This window comes from Streptomyces sp. NPDC054872, assembly GCF_053610705.1.
This window is the reverse complement of sequence record NZ_JBSGYY010000002.1, coordinates 360,466-374,628: the sequence shown is the minus strand read 5'-3', so window position 1 is coordinate 374,628 and position 14,163 is coordinate 360,466. Positions and strand designations below refer to the sequence as shown.

The following is a 14,163-nucleotide window of genomic DNA, read 5'->3' as shown; positions in this document are numbered from 1 at the left end:
CTTGCTCAGGCCTCGGTCGACGGTTCCGTGCCGGTGCTGGTGCTGGTGCCGGTCGGGTCCGGCTTCTTGCGGAGGAAGAACATGGCCGCCGCGCCCAGTACCACCATCAGGACCGCTATTCCGGCGATCATCGGGGTCGCGCTCGAGCCGCCCGTTTCCGCGAGGTCGCCGACGCCCGTGCTGGTGCCGCCTGCCGACGCGGGGCTCGGGTCCGACACCGGCTCCGCCTTGTTGCCGATCGCGCTGGCCTCGGTACGGCAGTCGAGCACGCCCTTGAAGCGCTTCTCGTAGCCGTTCGGGCCCTTGATCGTGAAGTCGTAGGCCTGATCCTCCTGCAGCGGGATCGTCACTGTCCGCGAGGTACCGGCCTCGATGGTGTGCTTGAGGCCCATGAGCCGGAAGGTGAACGGCCGGTCGCCCTTGTTGCTCGCCGTGATGTCCACGCCGCTCTCGGCGCAGTTCTTCTCGGCGGACAGCGCCGGTATCGCGCCCTTCTTGGCCCAGGTCGCGCTCGCCGTCGCGGAGACCGTGGATTCGCTGGACCCCGCGAGGATCTGCGTCTGGCTCCGGGTCTCGGAGGCGAAGGCGCGGCCGACCGGGATCGTGGTCGACGCCTGCACGGTGAGTGCCGCCGAGCCGTCCGGGGTGTCCTCGGGGATGTCGAAGAACAGTTGGCTGCCGTTGGCCGCGGAGGTGACCGGCTTGCCGTTCTTGCCGATGATCTTCACGCCGCTGGTCGCCGCGTCCGCGGGCGGGGTCACGGACACGGCGTCCGCGTCCGTCCGCACGGTGACCGGGCCGACCCGCTCCCCCGCGCGTCCGGAGACCGCGGGCGGGTCGAGGGTCAGCGAGGCCCTGGGCTCGGCCGCGCCGCGGGCGTTCTTGTAGAGGTAGTCCGCGAGCTTCTCCGCCTGCGGGTCGACCGCGTCCACCTCGGCTCCGTCCGAGTAGCGCCAGATCGCCACCTGGGTGCCGGCGGCCGCCTCCTGCTCGGTGAGCGCCCGGGCACCCGCCTTGTGGGCCAGCGCTGCGAGGTCGTTCACCTGCGGGTAGGAGTTCTGCAGGATCCAGCGAATCCTGCCCGCGTCCTTGTTACTGCCCAGCGAAGTGCCGCTCCAGGGGGTCTCCTGGTACTTCGCGTCCTTCTGCGTGGGGTTCTGGATGTCGACGCAGTACGACTGCAGGGTGCCGCCGCCGTCCACGGACATCTCGAAGAGCCCGGCGGGCACCTGCTGGCTCGTCCCGTTCTCACGGATGACGGCCTGGTCGTACGTCTGGAGCCCGCCCAGCGTCGCGACGGCTCCGCCCTGGTGCTGCGGAACCTCCTCCGCGGCGGCGGGACCCGCGGTGGCTATCGCGCCCGCCGCGAGGGCCCCGGTCGCCAGCGTCACCGCGGCGAGACGCGCGGCGCCCCGTCTCCCCCGGGACGGGGCAGAGCACGCACGGCCCCCGGTCAGCGGCGAAAGTGCCGGGACCGCCGAGAACGCCGAGAACGCCGCAACCACTGAACGTGCAAAAGACACAGAATTCCCCTCCGGACGGGACCCGTTCACGTCGAGGGGGGTGGTCCCGCCAGCAGATTGAAGGGGCAGAATCACCTGCCACCTGCGTGGCATCCACTACCAACTGCCCCGTGAGCTACCTTCGGCATCCTAGGGACGCGGCACAGCACGGTCCCCCGTCCTGCCGTTCGATAACCGATCCGACTCGGAATCGTTATCGCCAACAACCTTTCAGAACCAGGCTTATCGACAAATCAACGGCCCCCATTCGCCGATAAGCCGCACATCGGTCGCGCACCCTCTGACGGCCCATCACCCCACCGGCTCGGGCTCAGGCATCGGTTCGGGCATCGACTCGGGCGTCGCTCCGTGCCCGGGATCGGGATCGTGGCTCAGTCCCCGCTCGCGCGCCGCCGCAGGATCCGTAAGTGCCCCATTGGCCTTGAGCACGCGCCGGAAAGCCGCCGTCCCGCGCGAGAGATCGTGGCCGACGGTCGTCGCGTCGATGTCCGCCGACGTCCAGTGCTGACCGCCCCGTTCCTCGTCGCGCACCCTCAACCGGCCCTGCACGATGACGGGTTCGCCGATCGTCAGCGAGCCCTGCACATTCGCGCCGAGCGAGCGCCTCGCCCACACCGTGAAGAAGTTGGTGTGGCCGTCCGCCCAGACGTTGCGCCCCGCGTCGTAATAACGCGCCGTCACCGCGAGCCGGAACCGCGCCACCGGCCCGGAGGGCAGCTCCCGGAACACCGGCGTCGTCGCGACGTTCCCCACCACCGTCACCAAGGTCTCGTTCATGCCGAACCCCTCCCTCGTCCACTCTGCTTCCGCCGCCGCGGCGGTCGGTCCCGCGGCTTCGATCTCAGGGTGGACCGGTCGGGGCATCCCCGCTGAGCCCTGTGGTCTACCGGGCAGTTGTGGAAAACTCCCTCACCCGACGGAGTGAGACGTCCAGGTGAGAGATCCAGGTGAGGCGTCCCAGTGAGGCATCCCCCGCTCAGCCGACCACCGCCCCCGTCACCCGCACGTACTGCTCCCGCACCTCCAGATACCGCAGCACCTCAGCGGCCACCGGATCCAGGACCCTCCCACGCCCGCACCCGGCGGCTGCCTCCCGCAACCGCCGTTCGGCGTCCAGGCCGTAGCGCCGCGCGGGCCCCCGTGCCGCCATCCGGCTTCCCCACTCCACGCAGGGGCCGCCCACGATGCCGGCCAGCATCAGCAGCACCGGCACCCCCAGGTTCGGCGCGGCGACCCCGATGATCTGCGCCACCAGCCAGAGCCCGCCCACGAGTTGGAGCAGCGTCATCGCCGCCTGGGCGACGACCGCGACCGGCCACCACCCGGGCCGCGGCGGCTTCCCCTCCGGCACCCCGGCCGACACCGTCAGCTCGTCGAGGGCCTCGGGCAGCCCCTCCGCGCCGCGCACCGCGGCCTCCCGCACCGCCTGCCCCCAGGATTGCGGCAGCCCCCAGGCGGCCTCGTCGGCCACCGTGCGCACCGCCTGCTCGACACGCTGGCGAGCCGTTGCCTCCTCGTCCGCGGGCGCCTGGGCCACCGGCCAGCCGATGCCCCGTGGCGAGCGCTGGGCCTCGTACCAACGCCACAGCCGCAGCCACGGCGTTCCGCACGCCTTGCCCGCGTTGCGCCGCCACGCCCGTTCCGCCGCCTGCCCGGCCGCGGCCGCTCCCACCGCCTCCGCGAGCCGGTCGGCGAACTCCTCGCGCGCCTCCTCGCTGAGCCCGATCCACGTGCGGCCCCCGCGCCCGTGCGATCCGGCCCCGGCCGCGTACACGGGCCACAGCTGGTCGGCGGTGGCGTCCAGGTCGGCCGCGATCCGCCGGGCGGCGGCGCCCCGCTCCTTGGTGAACTGGCCGAGGGAGTCACGGAGTTCGCCGACACCGTCGCCGGTCAGCGCGGACAGGGCGAGCACGGTGGCGCCGGGTTCGCCGTGTTCACCCAGTGCGATGCCGTCCTCGTCGAGCAGCCGTCGCAGGTCGTCGAGCACCTGGTCGGCGGCGTCGCCCGGAAGCCGGTCCACCTGGTTGAGCACGACGAACATGACTTCGGCGTGCCCGGCCATGGGCCGCAGATAGCGCTCGTGGAGCATCGCGTCGGCGTACTTCTCCGGGTCGACGACCCAGATGACCGCGTCGACGAGCGCGAGGATGCGGTCCACGTGCGCGCGGTGCTCCCCGACCGCCGAGTCATGGTCGGGCAGGTCGATCAGAACGAGCCCCTCCAGGGTGTTCAGGTCCGGTCCCTGGAGCGGGCGTCTGCGCAGCCGTCCGGGGATGCCGAGCCGGTCCAGGAGCCCCGCCGCGCCATCCGTCCAGCTGCACCCGATGGGGGCCGCCGTGGTGGGCCTGCGGACGCCCGTGTCGGAGATCGTCACGCCGGCGAGGGCGTTGAAGAGCGTCGACTTGCCGCTCCCCGTGGCGCCCGCGATGGCGACCACGGTGTGCCTGCCGGAGAGCCTGCGCCGGGCGGCGGCCTCGTCCAGGACCCTGCCCGCCTCGGCGAGCGTGGCGCTGTCCAGCCGGGTGCGAGAGAGCCCGACGAGCTCCCGCAGGGCGTCGAGCCGGGCGCGCAGGGGCCCTTCGTAGGCGGTCGAAACGCCGGACGACGTACCGGACGACGCACCGGATGACGCACCGGATGACGTACCGGAAGGAGCACCGGATGGAGCGCCGGATGGCGTAGTGGACGGCGCGCCGGAGGGTGCCGCGGACGGGGTTTCCGCGGGGGCGTACGCGTCGGCGCCCTCCCTCGTCACCTGGGCGGAGCCGCTTCGTGTGGCACCGCCGCGCCGCGCGATCAGCCCGTCGTCCCAGACGACTTCGGAGTCACCACGGGGCTCCCCGGCGGCGCCCTCGGGGTTCGGCGGCTCCTTGGGGGGCTCGTCGCGCTCGTGCTCGGTGTGATCAGTGACGGCAGTCACCGCGGTCACCTCTCCTTCTGCAGTACGGACAGCGCGGCGATCAGGTCGGCCTGGGGTTCGGGATTCACGTCGAGGCTGTCGAGGGGGGCGAGGCGCCGTTCGCGCTCCGCGTCCAGGACGTTGTCCAGGTAGGTGGCGAGCAGGCGTCCGCCCCGGTCCCGCAGCCGGAGCGCTCCTTGGGCGCCGATCCGCTCGGCGAGCGTCTCTCCCGCCGAGCGTCCGCGGTCACCGCCGAGCAGGGCCGTGGCGAGCAGGGCGGCCACCACTTCGGGGTCGGGCACGAGGTTCTTCTCGATGCGGTCGAGCCCGCGGACCTCGTCCTCCGCGTACTCCTCCAGGATGCGTCGCCAGCGCCGTACGGCCATCCCGATACGGTGCTCGGCGCTCTCGGCGCTTCCGGCGTTCTCGGCGTTCTGAACGGACCGGTCACGGTCGCCGAGCCCGGGTGCCGCTGCGGCGGGCTCACGCCGCCACGCCTCGTCGATGCGCTCGTCGGCGGCGGTCACCGCGCAGAGCAGCAGCGCCTCCAGGCTCTCGGCGACGGCGTCGAGGAGTTCACCCGCGCCGCAGTCCAGCGGATAGCTGCGCCACCGCTTCAACGCGTCGCCCGCGAGGACGGCGCCGGACTGCAGACGCTCCCGCACGCGCGCGTGCTCGTGTCCGTAGGCCTCGTCGACGGCTGAGGTGAGCCGCAGTGCGGCCGCGTACTGGATGGCGACGGCGCCCGCGAGTTCCGGGACCCGCACGTTGAGGGACTGGATCACGCCGTGTGCCGTGCGCGCGATGGCCTGCGCGCGGGCCGTGGGCTCCTGGGACCGGTGGGTGAGCCAGGCTCGCAGCGGCGCGACGGCGGTGGCGGGGAGCAGCCCGCCACCGCCCGTGGACTCGGGCAGCTCGGGCACGGTGAAGCGCGGCACGTCGCCGAGGCCCGCCTTGAGGAGCAGCGCCCCGTACTGCCGCGACACCTCGGCCACCAGCTGGTGCGGCACCCGGTCGAGGACGGTGACGAGGGTCGCGTCGTGCTCCTTGGCGGTACGCAGCAGATGCCAGGGCACGGCGTCCGCGTACCGGGACGCGGTGGTCACCATGACCCAGACGTCGGCGGCGGAGATCAGCTCGGCGGCGAGGATGCGGTTGTCGGAGATGAGCGAGTCGACGTCGGGGGCGTCCAGGAGGGCGAGCCCCTGGGGCAGGGCCTCCGCGGTCTCGATGCGCAGCGCGCGCTCGCCGTCGGGCGCGAGCGGCAGCAGGTCGTCGTTGTCGTCGTCCTCGTCCCGCCCGGCCGAAGGCTCCGGACGCGGCACCCACACGCGCGTGAGGTCGGGCAGTACGCGCATGCCGGCGAACCAGTGATGGTCCTCCGGATGGCATACGAGGACCGGTGTACGGGTCGTGGGCCGCAGCACCCCCGCCTCGCTGACCTGCCGCCCGACGAGGGAGTTCACCAGGGTCGACTTGCCCGCCCCGGTGGAACCCCCGATCACGGCGAGCAATGGCGCTTCGGGGGCCCGCAGGCGGGGCACCAAGTAGTCGTCGAGCTGGGCAAGGAGCTCGTTCCGGTTGGCACGCGCGCGTGGCGCCCCCGCCAAGGGGAGCGGAAAGCGTGCGGCGGCGACACGCTCGCGCAGGGCGGAGAGTGCGTCGAGCAGTTGAGGCCGTACGTCCAAGGTCACCACATGTGAAGAATGCCCAATTTTGGTGGCTTTCTGAAGCATATGGGCACCCCTGCGCGCCGATCGGACACTTGGGATGGAAGGGGCGACTGGGGCGCAGGCATAACGAGTGCACAACACCCGGGGCGTGAGACGCCAAAAGCGATGCGAGATTCGCACCTGCCTGCGATTATCAGGACCGCTTCACCGAACCTCCACATAGTGCCGCGGAGGCGAAGCACCAGGGACAAGGACCCGGGAGCCCTATCCTTGTCCCCGGCAAGGTCACGGCTCGTCCTCACCCGGGCTCCAGGCCACCGGCCACCATCCGGCCCCCGTAGCTCAGTGGATAGAGCAGGCGCCTTCTAAGCGCTTGGCCGCAGGTTCGAGTCCTGCCGGGGGCGCCTTCAAAAGGCCCTACTCCGGTAGGGCTTTTTTGCTGGTCAGAGGACCGCTGGGCGACGCATGGCGGCCCAGGCCGCTTCCCCGCCGATCAGTGCACAGACCCGGTACCGTCCGGCTGTCACCGGGTTTCCGCACGTCGCCGTGTCGAATACGTGTCGAAGTTTTCGGGGCGATCAGTCGCGGTGATCGGAAGCCGGGTCGGTGTCGTCATCGGTCTCGACCTCGGGGAGATCTCCGGCCGCTTCGAGCCGCTTCTTCAAATCGGGCAGTTGACCTTCGACACATCGGGCGTACGTGGCGAGCAGCACGGGCACGCTGTTGCCTGCCCAGTCGGCCACCTGTGCGGGCGGGATCCCGTCGTTGAGCCACTTGGTCAGGCGGGTGTGCCGGATGTCGTACACGCGCTTGCCGGTGGGCGAGTCGAAGACGTGCGGGGCGAGTACCGCGGCGCGGGCACTGCGCCAGGCGCGGCGGATGACGGAGCCGGCGAGGATGCCGCCCTTCTCGCCCTGGAAAAGGAGATCGCCGGGCTTGAGGTCCTCGGCTTCAATGTGCGCCCTCAGGATGCGGGTCAGGGCAGGGTGGCCGGGCACGGTGCGCGTATCGCCTTCAGCCCGCCCTTTGAGGTCGCGTACTTCGTGGATCTCGCCCGTGTCCGTCCACTGCCTGCCGACCTCCGGAGTCGCCCGGTGGATCAGCAACTCGCACCACTGATCGGCGTCATCTGCGGCCGGTAACCGGACGTCCGACACGCGCATGGCCACGGCCTCTTCGGGGCGGGGCGCGCAGTAGTACAGCGTGGCGAAGAAGGCGTGCAGCCGAGGACCTCCCCGCGGTCGACGACGGATCCAGCCGAGGAGTGCCGCCGCCTGCTCAGGGTTCAGCAAGGAGCGCTTGTCGACGGCGCCCGTGGTCCTGGTGGTGGCCATCCCCGAGTCCCGGCCCTTGGGCAGCGGGTTGGTCCGCAGGATGCGCCGACGGATGGCGTACTTCATGGCTACGTTGAGGACGCGACGGTGACGCTTGCGGGACCAGGCGGCCGCCTGCTTGCCGTCGAGGCGGGTGTCGAGGGCCCGGAGGACGTCCTCCGCCTGCTCCGGGTCCTCCCAGACCGAGACCGACAGCGAGTTCCGCTCGACCCAGCGGAGGATGGTCGCCACGTCCCGTGGGGCTTCCGGCCGACGATTCGCGTTGAACGCCCACTCGCGCAGTGCCGTGCGCAGGGCCACCGGGTCGATGTGCGCCGGTTGGGAGCGCAGGAGAGCGATTGTCGTCGCCATGAGCGTCCTGGCCATGTTCTTGCGACTATTGCCGCCGAGTTGGGCCCACCGGGCGTACACGTACTCAACGGCGAACTTGTACCAGCTCATCGCGGCCGACTTGGACCGGTGGGACACCGGGAGCCCGGTCGCGACGACGAACGCCTCCCCCCTTGCGCGTTGCCTGGATCAGCTCGGAGCGGAAGCCGTCAGCGAGCGCGACCGTGTCGAAGGGCTGGCGCCAGCGCCTGCCAGCAACCATCCAACGCACGGTGTACGTGGTCTTCTTGGCGCCCTTGTAGGTCAGGATCTTGTAGACCTTGACGTTGTACGTCGTCTCCATCCCGTCCATCAGCGAGCGTCCTCCCGATCGTCGAGCCACAGATCGAAGTCGCTGCGCCGGATCCTCAGATCCCCGTTCGGGAGCTTGATGCAGCGAGGAGCGCGCCGCTTGGCCCGCCAGTCGTAGAAGGTCGAGCGCGAGATGCGCAGCTCTTCGCAGACCTCAGCGAGGGTGAGCATCGCGCGTGAACGTGCCTTTGTGGTCATGACGTACAGCCCTCGCTCGATAAGGCTTCGCGAGCGGTTTCGCGGTTGACTCGGATGTCCTCAGCGATGCTCGCGGCGAGGGCAGATTCGCCGGGAGTGTGGCCGTGGCCGGCGTAGCGCCAGTCGGCGAGGACGAGGGTGGTGTCCGGGTCGGGCAGGCCGAGGGCTTCACGTTGCTGTTGGGCGCGGTAGTCGGCACGGACCTGTCGCCGTGCCGTGAACGTCGAGGAGTAGCAGCGGGACTTGGTCAGGAAGTGGCCGCGGAAGCCGAGCATGTGCGCCCAGGCCCACAGGCGTCGTTCGGGGTAGAGCGGGTCAAGGTCGTGGCAGGCGCGGATCAGGCGGCAGGTGTGGTCGGGCACGTGGGCGCGGTCGAGTTCGGCGAGTTCACCGATACGCCGGTCCAGGGCCCCGGTCTCCTCGGCGGCTTTGGTGGCGTACTTGGCGACGTAGGAGGCGACCTTGCCTTAGCTGATGTCGTCGGTGCCGAAGGCGGTGATGGGCCGTACGTCGAGCTTCTTGCCCCAGCGCAGAAGCCGGGCCGGCTGGTCACCAGAAGCGGGTAACTGCACGCTGACGTAAGGGTGGGCCACGGCTTCTCGGATGCTGTCGGCAAGGAGATCGACGGTTGCCCAGGGCGGCGGGGACGTATCCGGTCCGTCGGGCCCGTCGATGCGGATCACCGCATGGAAGTGGATCGCTCCGCGCTTTTGGAACTCGGCGACCTTGTTGAACGACAGCCGGGCCGTCTCCCGGAACGCGACCTGCGTGAGGCCTGCGGCCGACGCGAGTTGGCGGCGCAGGCGGTTGACGAATCGGTGCCACAGTTCGCCCGCGTGATTGTTGAAGAGCACGGCGCCCGCGTAGTCGTACGACTCCACATCGAGCGGGGTGCCGAGGGCGGGATCGTCTTCGCGATGGCAGGTGCCGCAGTGGCAGCGACCGGAGCCCGTGTCGGGGACGTTGTGGACCCGGCCGAAGGAAGGCGCGGTGAGGGTGGCGAAGACGCGAGGACGCTCGCGCACGGTGGCGGGGATGTTCATGCGGTCGTCGCCGGACAGGCCCGCGCGCACCAGGTGGTAGGCGTCTCCGGCGTAGAGGTAGGCGCAGGGCGGGCAGCGGGTGGCGCGGCGGTTGCCGCAGGCGATGCGGAGCCGACCGCCGGGCTGTTCGCCGGAGGCGGTGTGGTGCAGCACGGTGCCGGTGGTCTTGTCTTGGGTGACGGTCCAGCCGGTCAGGTGGATGGGGTTGGCGCAGCCTCCGGTGCGGCGAATCTGCTCGCGCCATGCGTCGAAGTCCGGGGCGTAGGCAACCCGCAGGAGATCGGTGAAGACGATCGGGTCGAGCGTGCCGGTCTCAGGCACGGGCCACCTCCCGTAGTGCTGCGAGGAGATGTGGGGTGGGGGCCCACAGACCTCGTGCGCCGGGCCAGGGCAGCGGGTCGGGCAGGGTGCGGATGTCGGTGAACTTCCAGTGCCACTGGCCGGGGGCGGACCACAGGGTGCAGTAGCCGTCGCCGGGGTGGCAGTCGACGAGTCGGCCGACCGCGAGAATGGCGCCCCGTGGTTGCGGGCGTTTGAGGAAGGGCCGGGCCAGAGGGAATTCGTACGCGTCGCGGTCTAGGGTGTGTCCTGCGTGGATGAGGATCCAGCCCCGAAAGTCAGTCCCCCAGCGCCGGTTCTCGATACGTTTCGGGCCGTAGGCGATGCACGAGGCCCAGGGCTGCCACAGGGTCAGCGCGCGGACTTCCGACATGGTCACAGCACTTCCAGCAGCCGGGAGGCGATCCACTGGGCGACGTTCGCGGGGACCGCGTTGCCCGCCTGTTTGGTCTGCTCGCCGCCATGGCCGAGGACGGTGTAGTCGTCGGTGAAGCGCTGGGCGCGCAGGTGCTCGCGCGGGGAAAGCATTCGGAAGTAGCAGTCCTCGATGTCGATCTCGTCGAGGGTGTGGTCGGCGCGGAGGACCACTCCGGCGGATTCGCGGGTGGCGATCGTGTGCAGCGGCACGGCTGTCGTGGTCGGGCCGCCCTTGCGGTACGGGGTCACGAGGCCGTGATGGTTGCCTCCGGCGGTGATCGAGCCGAGCGGGTCGCTGATCGCGCGGGTGGTGGAGCCGCCGCCCCGGTGCTCCGTGATGAACGGCGCGGGCACGAACAGGGCCTCGCTGTCGCGGGTGGTCCGGGTCCGCATCGGAGTGGCCACGGTGGTGGGTTCGGTGTTCCAGCTTCCGCCCGCCGGAACCAGCAGCGGAGGGATCGCGACGCCGTCACCGATACGCACGGTCCGGGTCGCCAGGGGCGCAGCGGTGGCGGGGACGGCGCGGCCGTCGCCCTGGTCGGAGTGGTTGACCGTGATCACGGCGGGGACGCGGTGCTTGGCCAGTCCCAGCTTGATTTTGCGGAGGGTAGAGGCGGCGAGGGGGCCACGGCCGTGCGCGGCGCGGTCGGCAATGCGGATGCCGGGGTCGGCCCAGTTGATTGCGGCGGCGGCCGGTCGGACATACGGCTCGACGAGCCGGTGGCGGCAGGCAGTGTGGGGGCAGCGGTAGTCGTACTGTTGCCGGTACTTGCCGATCTTCCGGCCGTTGCGCCAGGACTGCACCGCGCTTACGTCCTGATCGCATACGGGGCACCAGGCAAGCGGGCGGACGTCGAGGTCGGGGGCGCGCATCTCGCGGCGGGTGAAGACGATGAAGATCCGGTCCCGCCACTGCGGAGCGTGCGGGTTGTCGACAGGATCGCCGACATGGGCGGCGGAGACCGAGATGACCTGGTGGCGGAAGCCAAGGATCTCCATGCCGTGCAGCCACCAGGAGAACAGCGGCCAGGCGGTCGCGAAGCGCGGCACGTTCTCGCAGATCACGGCGTCGAAGTTGTGTACCTCGGCGGCGCGCAGGATGTCGTAGGCGGTTGCCCTGGTGCGCTCCCAGGCCGCATCAGCCATCGGGCCTTCTTCCAGGAGGTCCAACTGGCCGGGGATCTGGCGGGTCTTGGGGCGCGATACGCCGTCGGCGGGGCTCCCCTCGGTGCAGATCGGTGATCCGACCAGGACACGGGCCTTGGGCAGGCGACGCATGTCGTAGTGGTCGAGGTCGACGCAGAGGTGTTCGGCCTCGGGGAAGTTCGCGGCATGGGTCTCGACTGCGCGGTTCCAGTGGTTGGCGCCGAGGACGACGTCGAAGCCGGCCCGCCGGAACCCGTCGGAGTCCCCGCCCGCGCCGCAGAAAAGGTGGATGGAGGTCGGGCGGGACGTCGCAGCACGGCGCATCATCGGACCGCCCCCTTCGCATGGGCGGGGCCGTGATGGCGCTCCCAGCTGCACCAACGCCTTCACGTCCTCGACTCCGGTGGCCTGGTTGGTCGCGCCGCAGCCACCGCAGACGTAGTCGGCGAACGGCTCGTCGTCAGGTGAGCGCAGGCCGATGCGGATGCCAGGCAACTCATGGGTCGGCGTGAGGTCAGACATGGGCCACCGCCGTGATGCGCGCGGTACGGCGAGCAATACCGGTGCCCTGGCAGGCGGGGCAGCGGGCGGTGATCAAACGACGGTTGCCGCTGGCGTCGCGTCCGCCGAAGGTGACCTTGACCGAGGCGAAGCCGTCGCAGTTGCGGCAGATACGGGCGCGGGCAGGGCTGTCCTGGGCCATGATGGTTCTTCCTTCCGGATCTCTTGGTTCGGGCAGGAGGCACGGCTCCGGAGCGGGCGAGACTTGGCGGTTGAGACCGCTCCGGGGCCGGTCAGCGGCGGCGGGTGTCCGTGGTGAGGATCGAGCGGACCACCAGCGCGACGACCGCGAGCGCACCGGCGGTGATCGCGACCGCAAGGAGCATGGAGACCAGCACGGCGCCGACCACCAGGACGGCGGTGATGCCGCCTCCGACGAGCAGGGCGAGCGCGCCAGGGGTGAGCCGCACGAAGGGCCGGGCCGTGGCCGGGACGTGGTGCTGGCAACCGCAGACCGGATGAGCGGTGTCGTGGGGCACGACGGCGCCGAGAGTGGTGATGGTCGACACGGTCTCTCCGGTGGGCTGAGGGTTGACGGGGATCGTGGGCTTGAACATGGGTGGAACTCCCTTCTCGGACCGGGCTAGTTGAGGAATGGATTGATGACGGGGGCGAGCGGGCTGGCGGCGAGGAGGTAGCCGCCGAGGAGCAGGGCGGCGATCAGCCACCAGGGCAGGCGGACGAGCTTGATGCCGAGCACGCCGACGCACAGGACGAAGAACCACAGCGGAACGTCCATAGCCGCTTCCCTTCAGGTGAGTTGGGCGGCCAGGCACTCGGCCATCGGGGCGGGTACGCCGAGTCGGGCGCGCAGAGTGTCGGCGTCGATCGCGTCACCGGTCGCGGACCGGTGGGCGTCGGCGATCTTCTGGGCGCGTTCCACCAGAGCCGGGGGCACGGGCACCGGTCGTGCGGGCAGGGCAGGTGCCTGCTCGGGCACATCGAGCCTCACGTGGGGTTCCGGTGCGGGTGCCGGAGCCACGGGCGCCTGGTCCGGCACGTGTGGGGATTCGTTCTCGGGCTGGTGGGCGAGCAGGGTGCCGCCGAGGAAGGCGAGCGCGGGCCAGCCGGCGACCAGGAACCGCAGCCACGCGGGAGCGTGGTCGAGGTCGAGGAATCCGGCGGTGGCGACGTTCGCACCGAGAGAGGCGGCCAAGGCGACCAGGAACCAACACCACGCCAGACGCGGCGTGCGCCCGGTGCGAAGCCGTCGCCACGCGACCACAAGGAGCAGGTCGACAGAGACCGGATACGCCCAGGCCTTCCAGCCGGTCTGCCCGGCCGCTTCAGCGATGTCGTGCAGGTGGGCGAAGGACAGCGCACCGGCAATCACGGCCTGCACCAAGACCCCGTCCGGGTGAAACTGGCGGTTCACTTCTCGCCACCTCCTTGAGAGGTATGAGGTGTGCGCCGGGCGGGGCGGGGCCGGGAAAGCCTGACCGCCCCGTCACGGCGACGCGGTCAGCGACGATTGATACCGGGACAGCCGTTGACCATGTGGTCAACGCACTGCGGGCAGTCCTGCCGAGGGCCGAGTCCTCGGTGCACCGATGGGTCGTAGGCGTGCCGCCAGCACTGCGGGCACTCGCCCTTGGGGACGGACAGGGTCCTTCCAGCGGTGCGCGGTGGGTTACCGAACAGGCTCATCACGAACTCCTCTCGTGCCGATCTCGGGTGTTCAGCCCTGTGGTGCGACGCCGGTGCCCAGGCAGGCCAGGCACAGGCCGGTTTGCTGGTCAGTGGTGGTCTCGCGCTTGCGTCCGACGCGGACGGAGACGGAGACCTCTCCGGCGCCCTTGCAGGTCGGGCACTTGGCCGGTTCGGCGGGAGCAGACGGGGGCTTCTTGCGGCGCGGAGCAGCCATGGCTCACCCCTCCGGACCGGACTCGCCAGCAGGCCCATTGCCGGGTGAGGTGCCGTCCTCGGGCAGCGAGAGCGCCAGCGCACTTCCGACGACGTCCGCGAACTCTTGTTCGGCGCCGGGTCGTTCGGTGTACAGGCACAGGTCGCCGAGCATCACCACGGTGCGGTTGAAGTCGTCGCAGTAGTCGCACATCACGATCAGCCCGCCTTCGATACGTCGATGCGAGCGGCGTCGGTCGCGAGAGCGTCCTGGGCAGTGGCCCATTCCTCAACCGCAGCGGCGTACTCGGACACGGCGGCGAGCAGGTCGCGGGTGAAGGCGCGGTGGTCGGCCGTCGACGTGGAGTCGAAGAGCGAGACGCACAGCACCTGACCGGCATCGTCGAGGGCGATGATCGGGGCGTGTTCGGTGCCGTAGGTGTGGCACCGGATCGTGGTGTCGGCGGTGGGGTGGAACGAGGCGGACAGGCTCATGACCGGGCCTTC

17 protein-coding genes, 1 tRNA gene and 1 pseudogene are annotated in these 14,163 nt (G+C 70.6%); 1 reads left to right on the top strand and 18 read right to left on the bottom strand.

The window, feature by feature from the left end; genetic code table 11:
• Positions 1 to 5 precede the first annotated feature (5 nt).
• The 4 genes from ACWGIH_RS03830 to ACWGIH_RS03815 form a co-directional block, all read right to left on the bottom strand.
• Complete coding sequence (locus ACWGIH_RS03830) at positions 6 to 1,391, bottom strand: Cys-Gln thioester bond-forming surface protein (RefSeq protein WP_453444496.1); 1,386 nt, start codon at positions 1,389 to 1,391, stop codon at positions 6 to 8.
• Positions 1,392 to 1,814: 423 nt separating this feature from the next.
• The gene (locus ACWGIH_RS03825; protein WP_453444494.1) at positions 1,815 to 2,300 is read right to left on the bottom strand and encodes a single-stranded DNA-binding protein; all 486 of its coding nucleotides are present in this window, start codon (positions 2,298 to 2,300) and stop codon (positions 1,815 to 1,817) included.
• A 199-nt stretch (positions 2,301 to 2,499) separates the two neighbouring features.
• On the bottom strand, positions 2,500 to 4,443 hold the full coding sequence (locus ACWGIH_RS03820; protein WP_453444493.1) for a GTPase: 1,944 nt from the start codon (positions 4,441 to 4,443) through the stop codon (positions 2,500 to 2,502).
• A gap of 5 nt (positions 4,444 to 4,448) precedes the next feature.
• A complete protein-coding gene (locus ACWGIH_RS03815; RefSeq protein WP_453444491.1) occupies positions 4,449 to 6,119 on the bottom strand; it encodes a dynamin family protein in 1,671 nt (556 codons plus the stop codon).
• Between the two features lie 307 nt (positions 6,120 to 6,426).
• Here ACWGIH_RS03815 and ACWGIH_RS03810 point away from each other — a divergent pair.
• A tRNA-Arg gene (locus ACWGIH_RS03810) sits at positions 6,427 to 6,499 on the top strand.
• A gap of 174 nt (positions 6,500 to 6,673) precedes the next feature.
• Here the strand turns inward: ACWGIH_RS03810 and ACWGIH_RS03805 are convergent.
• The 14 genes and pseudogenes from ACWGIH_RS03805 to ACWGIH_RS03740 form a co-directional block, all read right to left on the bottom strand.
• Positions 6,674 to 7,870 carry a tyrosine-type recombinase/integrase gene (locus ACWGIH_RS03805; RefSeq protein ID WP_453444489.1) on the bottom strand — a complete coding sequence of 399 codons (1,197 nt, stop codon included), beginning with the start codon at positions 7,868 to 7,870 and terminating at the stop codon, positions 6,674 to 6,676.
• On the bottom strand, positions 7,845 to 8,111 hold the full coding sequence (locus ACWGIH_RS03800; RefSeq protein WP_453444488.1) for a hypothetical protein: 267 nt from the start codon (positions 8,109 to 8,111) through the stop codon (positions 7,845 to 7,847). The genes ACWGIH_RS03805 and ACWGIH_RS03800 overlap by 26 nt, the downstream gene beginning before the upstream one ends.
• Complete coding sequence (locus tag ACWGIH_RS03795; protein WP_453444486.1) at positions 8,111 to 8,308, bottom strand: helix-turn-helix transcriptional regulator; 198 nt, start codon at positions 8,306 to 8,308, stop codon at positions 8,111 to 8,113. Before ACWGIH_RS03795 ends, ACWGIH_RS03800 begins: the two co-directional genes overlap by 1 nt.
• A pseudogene (repSA, locus tag ACWGIH_RS03790) lies at positions 8,305 to 9,672 on the bottom strand (replication initiator protein RepSA). The gene ACWGIH_RS03795 and the pseudogene repSA overlap by 4 nt, the downstream one beginning before the upstream one ends.
• Entirely contained in the window at positions 9,665 to 10,063 is a 399-nt protein-coding gene (locus ACWGIH_RS03785; protein ID WP_453444484.1) for a hypothetical protein, read from the bottom strand. Before ACWGIH_RS03785 ends, repSA begins: the two are co-directional and overlap by 8 nt.
• Positions 10,064 to 10,065: 2 nt before the next feature.
• Positions 10,066 to 11,775, bottom strand: a complete 1,710-nt coding sequence (locus ACWGIH_RS03780) for a DNA cytosine methyltransferase (RefSeq protein WP_453444482.1) — start codon at positions 11,773 to 11,775, stop codon at positions 10,066 to 10,068.
• Complete coding sequence (locus tag ACWGIH_RS03775; protein ID WP_453444481.1) at positions 11,768 to 11,956, bottom strand: hypothetical protein; 189 nt, start codon at positions 11,954 to 11,956, stop codon at positions 11,768 to 11,770. The genes ACWGIH_RS03780 and ACWGIH_RS03775 overlap by 8 nt, the downstream gene beginning before the upstream one ends.
• A gap of 91 nt (positions 11,957 to 12,047) precedes the next feature.
• Positions 12,048 to 12,371, bottom strand: a complete 324-nt coding sequence (locus ACWGIH_RS03770) for a SpdD-like protein (RefSeq protein ID WP_453444480.1) — start codon at positions 12,369 to 12,371, stop codon at positions 12,048 to 12,050.
• A gap of 26 nt (positions 12,372 to 12,397) precedes the next feature.
• Positions 12,398 to 12,553 (bottom strand): hypothetical protein, encoded by a 156-nt coding sequence (locus tag ACWGIH_RS03765; RefSeq protein WP_453444478.1) that lies wholly within the window; start codon positions 12,551 to 12,553, stop codon positions 12,398 to 12,400.
• Positions 12,554 to 12,565: 12 nt separating this feature from the next.
• On the bottom strand, positions 12,566 to 13,189 hold the full coding sequence (locus ACWGIH_RS03760) for a DUF2637 domain-containing protein (protein WP_453444477.1): 624 nt from the start codon (positions 13,187 to 13,189) through the stop codon (positions 12,566 to 12,568).
• 86 nt (positions 13,190 to 13,275) lie between these two features.
• Complete coding sequence (locus ACWGIH_RS03755) at positions 13,276 to 13,419, bottom strand: pRL2-8 (RefSeq protein ID WP_453444531.1); 144 nt, start codon at positions 13,417 to 13,419, stop codon at positions 13,276 to 13,278.
• 73 nt (positions 13,420 to 13,492) lie between these two features.
• Positions 13,493 to 13,678, bottom strand: a complete 186-nt coding sequence (locus ACWGIH_RS03750) for a hypothetical protein (protein WP_453444476.1) — start codon at positions 13,676 to 13,678, stop codon at positions 13,493 to 13,495.
• A 3-nt stretch (positions 13,679 to 13,681) separates the two neighbouring features.
• Entirely contained in the window at positions 13,682 to 13,870 is a 189-nt protein-coding gene (locus tag ACWGIH_RS03745; RefSeq protein WP_453444475.1) for a hypothetical protein, read from the bottom strand.
• A 5-nt stretch (positions 13,871 to 13,875) separates the two neighbouring features.
• On the bottom strand, positions 13,876 to 14,151 hold the full coding sequence (locus ACWGIH_RS03740; RefSeq protein ID WP_453444473.1) for a hypothetical protein: 276 nt from the start codon (positions 14,149 to 14,151) through the stop codon (positions 13,876 to 13,878).
• Between the last annotated feature and the right edge of the window lie 12 nt (positions 14,152 to 14,163).

Coding starts and splice junctions, on each gene's coding strand:
- ACWGIH_RS03825 (WP_453444494.1), bottom strand. CDS start 2,300: ATGAACGAGACCTTGGTGACGGTGGTGGGGAACGTCGCGACGACGCCG.
- ACWGIH_RS03805 (WP_453444489.1), bottom strand. CDS start 7,870: ATGAGCTGGTACAAGTTCGCCGTTGAGTACGTGTACGCCCGGTGGGCC.
- ACWGIH_RS03800 (WP_453444488.1), bottom strand. CDS start 8,111: ATGGACGGGATGGAGACGACGTACAACGTCAAGGTCTACAAGATCCTG.
- ACWGIH_RS03795 (WP_453444486.1), bottom strand. CDS start 8,308: ATGACCACAAAGGCACGTTCACGCGCGATGCTCACCCTCGCTGAGGTC.
- ACWGIH_RS03785 (WP_453444484.1), bottom strand. CDS start 10,063: ATGTCGGAAGTCCGCGCGCTGACCCTGTGGCAGCCCTGGGCCTCGTGC.
- ACWGIH_RS03780 (WP_453444482.1), bottom strand. CDS start 11,775: ATGTCTGACCTCACGCCGACCCATGAGTTGCCTGGCATCCGCATCGGC.
- ACWGIH_RS03775 (WP_453444481.1), bottom strand. CDS start 11,956: ATGGCCCAGGACAGCCCTGCCCGCGCCCGTATCTGCCGCAACTGCGAC.
- ACWGIH_RS03770 (WP_453444480.1), bottom strand. CDS start 12,371: ATGTTCAAGCCCACGATCCCCGTCAACCCTCAGCCCACCGGAGAGACC.
- ACWGIH_RS03765 (WP_453444478.1), bottom strand. CDS start 12,553: ATGGACGTTCCGCTGTGGTTCTTCGTCCTGTGCGTCGGCGTGCTCGGC.
- ACWGIH_RS03750 (WP_453444476.1), bottom strand. CDS start 13,678: ATGGCTGCTCCGCGCCGCAAGAAGCCCCCGTCTGCTCCCGCCGAACCG.
- ACWGIH_RS03745 (WP_453444475.1), bottom strand. CDS start 13,870: ATGTGCGACTACTGCGACGACTTCAACCGCACCGTGGTGATGCTCGGC.
- ACWGIH_RS03740 (WP_453444473.1), bottom strand. CDS start 14,151: ATGAGCCTGTCCGCCTCGTTCCACCCCACCGCCGACACCACGATCCGG.